General features: G+C 66.5%; 3 protein-coding genes. All 3 read left to right on the top strand.

What is annotated here, in order from left to right:
- Positions 1 to 196: 196 nt before the first annotated feature.
- The 3 genes from ACFX4F_RS20595 (at position 197) to ACFX4F_RS20585 (ending at position 4,547) form a co-directional block, all read left to right on the top strand.
- A complete protein-coding gene (locus ACFX4F_RS20595) occupies positions 197 to 865 on the top strand; it encodes a TetR/AcrR family transcriptional regulator (RefSeq protein WP_099821265.1) in 669 nt (222 codons plus the stop codon).
- Between the two features lie 26 nt (positions 866 to 891).
- The gene (locus tag ACFX4F_RS20590; RefSeq protein WP_380658213.1) at positions 892 to 3,264 is read left to right on the top strand and encodes a 3-hydroxyacyl-CoA dehydrogenase/enoyl-CoA hydratase family protein; all 2,373 of its coding nucleotides are present in this window, start codon (positions 892 to 894) and stop codon (positions 3,262 to 3,264) included.
- 74 nt (positions 3,265 to 3,338) lie between these two features.
- Positions 3,339 to 4,547, top strand: a complete 1,209-nt coding sequence (locus ACFX4F_RS20585) for an acetyl-CoA C-acyltransferase (RefSeq protein WP_380658211.1) — start codon at positions 3,339 to 3,341, stop codon at positions 4,545 to 4,547.
- Positions 4,548 to 4,680 lie beyond the last annotated feature (133 nt).

Below are 4,680 nucleotides of genomic sequence, written 5' to 3'. Positions count from 1 at the left end.
GCCGAGCCCATGCTCGGCTGGCCTTTGGGCCGAAGAGCAGCCGAGCATGGGCTCGGCTCTACAGGTTCAGGTCCGCCCATTCACCCACCTGAGCGGATTCTGACCGGCCCGGCCGTTTTTGCTGCACTGCAAAATGCCATACGCTACCGTCTGGTTCTAGTATCAAACAATCGTTTGATTAAGGTCCGCCCGCCCGATGGCCAAGCCCGCCCACTTCTCGACCAAGGACCGGATTCTCGGCGCCGCCGAGGAGCTGTTCGCCCAGCACGGCTTTGCCGGCACCTCGCTGCGCCAGGTCACCAGCCAGGCCGACGTCAACATCGCTGCGGTGAACTACCACTTCGGCTCCAAGGAAAACCTGGTCAACGAGGTGTTCCGTCGCCGCATGGACGAGATGACCGGCGCCCGCCTGACCCAGCTCGAGCGCGCCCGCAACGAACACCCCGGTGAACTGCGACCGGTGCTGGCCGCCTTCGTCGAGCCGGCCCTGGCGCTGGCCCAGGACCGCCAGAACGGCGGCGCCTTCGTCCGCGTGATCGCCCGCGCCTACGCCGAAAAGAACGACAACCTGCGCAAGTTCCTGTCCGACCACTACGGCCACGTGCTGCGTGAGTTCGGCAAGGCGATCGCCACCTGCGTGCCGGGCCTGAGCAAGGAGGAGCTCTATTGGCGCCTGGATTTCCTGGCCGGCTCGCTGACCTATGCCATGGCCGATTTCGGGCTGATCAAGCGACCCGCCGGTGTCACCGAAACGGCGCATCGTGCCCATGCCGCGCATGAACTGATCCATTTCGCCGAGGCCGGATTCCGCGCCGCCGCCCGCAGCGGCAGCGCCCTGCCCGCCTCCATTGATTCCACCCAGTAACTGCTGACCAACAAAGGCCCTACACCATGTCCAATTCCCTGCTAGTCCGCCGCGCCGCCGTGCTGGGTGCCGGCGTCATGGGTGCCCAGATCGCCGCCCACCTCACCAATGCCGGCGTCGACACCGTGCTGTTCGACCTGCCTGCCAAGGAAGGTCCGGCCGATGGCATCGTGCTGAAGTCGATCGCCAACCTCGGCAAGCTGAGCCCGGCGCCGCTGGCCAGCAAGTCGCTGGCCGACGCCATCACCCCGGCCAACTACGAGACCGGGCTTGAGCAGCTGAAGGACTGTGACCTGATCATCGAGGCCATCGCCGAGCGCATGGACTGGAAGCAGGACCTGTACAAGAAGATCGCCCCGTTCGTGGCTGACCACGCGGTGCTGGCCTCCAACACCTCGGGCCTGGGCATCAACAAGCTGGCCGACGTGCTGCCGGAACAGCTGCGCCACCGCTTCTGCGGCGTGCATTTCTTCAACCCGCCGCGCTACATGCACCTGGCCGAGCTGATTCCGGCCACCACCACCGACGCCAGCGTGCTGGAAGGCCTGGAAGCATTCCTGGTCACCACCCTGGGCAAGGGCGTGGTGTACGCCAAGGACACCCCGAACTTCATCGGCAACCGCATCGGCGTGTTCTCGATCCTGTCCACCATCCACCACACCCAGCAGTTCGGCCTGGGCTTTGATGAAGTGGACGGCCTGACCGGCCCGCTGATCGGCCGCCCGAAGTCGGCCACCTACCGCACCTCCGACGTGGTCGGCCTGGACACCATGGCCCACGTCATCAAGACCATGGGCGACACCCTGCCGAATGACCCGTGGCATGAGTTCTTCAAGTCGCCGAAGTGGCTGGATGCGCTGATTTCCAAGGGCGCCCTGGGCCAGAAGACCGGCGCCGGCATCTTCCGCAAGGTCGGCAAGGACATCGTGGTGTTGGACCTGGAAAAGCAGGACTACCGTCCGGCTGACCGCGCCGCCGCACCGGAAGTGGTCGAAATCCTGAAGATCAAGAACCCGGCCGAGAAGTTCGCCAAGCTGCGCGAGAGCCAGCACCCGCAGGCGCAGTTCCTGTGGGCGACCTTCCGCGACCTGTTCCACTACAGCGCCTACCATCTGGCCGACATCGCCGAGACCGCGCGCGACGTCGACCTGGCCATCCGCTGGGGCTACGGCTGGTCGCTGGGCCCGTTCGAAACCTGGCAGGCCGCCGGCTGGAAGCAGGTCGCGCAGTGGATCGCCGATGACATCGTCGCCGGCAAGAGCATGAGCAACGCCCCGCTGCCGGATTGGGTATTCGATGGCCGCGACGGCGTGCACGCCGCCGAGGGCAGCTACAGCCCGTCGCGCAACGCCAAGCTGCCGCGTTCGTCGCTGCCGGTGTACCAGCGCCAGCGCTTCCCCGATCCGCTGCTGGGCGAAAAGTTCGCCCCGGGCGAGACCGTGTTCGAGAACGACGGCCTGCGCATGTGGCACGACGGTGATGGCATCGCCGTGGTCAGCTTCAAGACCAAGATGAACACCGTGTCCGACCACGTGCTGGACGGCCTGCAGGAGTGCGTCACGCGCGCCGAGAAGGACTTCCAGGGCCTGGTGATCTGGCAGCAGAAGGAGCCCTTCTCCGCCGGTGCCGACCTGGCCGGCGCGCTCGGCCTGCTGCAGGCCGGCAAGGTCGACCAGTTCGAGGAAATGGTGCACAACTTCCAGCGCACCAGCCAGCGCATCAAGTACTCGCTGGTGCCGGTGGTTGCTGCGGTGCGTGGCCTGGCCCTGGGTGGCGGTTGCGAGTTCCAGATGCACAGCGCCAAGACGGTGGCCTTCCTGGAAAGCTACATCGGCCTGGTCGAGGCCGGCGTCGGCCTGCTGCCGGCCGGTGGTGGCCTGAAGGAACTGGCCGTGCGCGCCTCGCAGGCCGCAGGCCCGGGCGGTGACGTGTTCGCCGAGCTGAAGAAGACCTTCGAGACCGTGGCAATGGCCAAGGTGTCCAACTCGGCGGTCAACGCCCAGGAACTGGGCCTGCTGCGCAGCACCGACAAGGTGGTGTTCAACAGCTACGAGGCGCTGTACATCGCCAAGGCCGAAGCGCGTGCGCTGGCCGAAGCGGGCTACCGTCCGCCGCTGCCGGCACGCCGCATCCAGGTGGCCGGTGACGTCGGCATCGCCACCTTCAAGATGATGCTGGTCAACATGCTGGAAGGCCGCTTCATCAGCCCGTACGACTACGAGATCGCCGAGCGCATCGCCACCGTGCTGTGCGGCGGCAAGGTCGACCGCGGCACCCTGGTCGACGAAGAGTGGCTGCTGACCCTGGAGCGCAAGCACTTCGTCGAACTGGCCCAGCAGGAAAAGACCCAGGCCCGCATCGCGCACATGCTCAAGACCGGCAAGCCGCTGCGTAATTGATTGCCCCTCCCTGCTTTTGGTGGGTGCCGACCGTTGGTCGGCACTCCGGCTAAAAAATTCGAGAGATCACTGCAATGACCAAGCAAATCCAGGACGCCTACATCGTCGCCGCCACCCGCACCCCGGTTGGCAAGGCGCCCAAGGGCATGTTCCGCAACACCCGCCCCGACGACATGCTCGCCCACGTGCTGCGCAGCGTCGTGGCGCAGGCGCCGGGCGTGGACGTCAACCGCATCGATGACGCGATCATCGGCTGCGCGATGCCCGAAGCCGAGCAGGGTATGAACGTCGCCCGCATCGGCGTGCTGCTGGCAGGCCTGCCGAACACCATCGCCGCGCAGACCGTGAACCGCTTCTGCTCCTCCGGCCTGCAGGCCGTGGCCATGGCCGCCGACCAGATCCGCCTGGGCAATTCGGACCTGATGCTGGCCGGTGGCACCGAGTCGATGTCGATGGTGCCGATGATGGGCAACAAGATCGCGATGGCGCCGAGCGTGTTCGACAACGACCACGTCGCCATCGCCTACGGCATGGGCATCACCGCCGAGAAGGTCGCTGAAGAATGGAAGGTCTCGCGCGAAGACCAGGACGCCTTCGCCCTCGCCTCGCACCAGAAGGCCATGGCCGCGATCCAGAACGGCGAGTTCAAGGATGAGATCAGCCCGTACGAGATCGTCTCGCACCAGCCTGACCTGGCCGACGGCAAGCGCATCATCACCCGCAACAAGGTGGCCGACACCGACGAAGGCCCGCGTCCGGATTCCTCCGCTGAAGGCCTCGCCAAGCTGCGCCCGGTGTTCCGCAACGGCCAGTTCGGCGGCACCGTTACCGCCGGCAACTCCTCGCAGATGAGCGATGGCGCCGGCGCGGTGCTGCTCGCCTCGGAGCAGGCGATCAAGGATTACGGCCTGACCCCGCTGGCCCGTTTCGTCAGCTTCTCGGTGGCCGGCGTGCGTCCGGAAGTGATGGGCATCGGCCCGATTGCCGCGATTCCGAAGGCGCTGAAGCAGGCCGGCCTGACCCAGGACCAGCTGGACTGGATCGAGCTCAACGAAGCCTTCGCCGCGCAGTCGCTGGCGGTGATCCGTGATTGCGGCCTGGACCCGAGCAAGGTCAACCCGCTGGGCGGCGCGATCGCCCTGGGCCACCCGCTGGGTGCCACCGGTGCTATCCGTACCGCGACCCTGCTGCACGGCCTGCGTCGTCGCCAGCAGAAGTACGGCATGGTGACGATGTGCATTGGCACCGGCATGGGCGCAGCGGGCATTTTCGAGGCGCTGTAAGGTTCAGAGCGTTGCCTCGTTGGGCTTCATGGCGTGGGCCGGGTTGGCAGGGCTGCCCGGGACACGCCGTGAACCCTTCCATGGGGGCTCGATGGCGCCATCCATGGCGCCAACGGTCCCGGGCAGCCCTGCC

The organism is Stenotrophomonas sp. YIM B13575, from assembly GCF_042787595.1.
Classification (GTDB): domain Bacteria; phylum Pseudomonadota; class Gammaproteobacteria; order Xanthomonadales; family Xanthomonadaceae; genus Stenotrophomonas; species Stenotrophomonas lactitubi_B.
Note: the sequence above shows the minus strand (reverse complement) of the source record. Positions and strands in the feature narration are given on the sequence as shown.

Excerpts from the sequence above, each read along its gene's own strand:
- ACFX4F_RS20590 (WP_380658213.1), top strand. The coding sequence starts at position 892 with ATGTCCAATTCCCTGCTAGTCCGCCGCGCCGCCGTGCTGGGTGCCGGC.
- ACFX4F_RS20595 (WP_099821265.1), top strand. The coding sequence starts at position 197 with ATGGCCAAGCCCGCCCACTTCTCGACCAAGGACCGGATTCTCGGCGCC.
- ACFX4F_RS20585 (WP_380658211.1), top strand. The coding sequence starts at position 3,339 with ATGACCAAGCAAATCCAGGACGCCTACATCGTCGCCGCCACCCGCACC.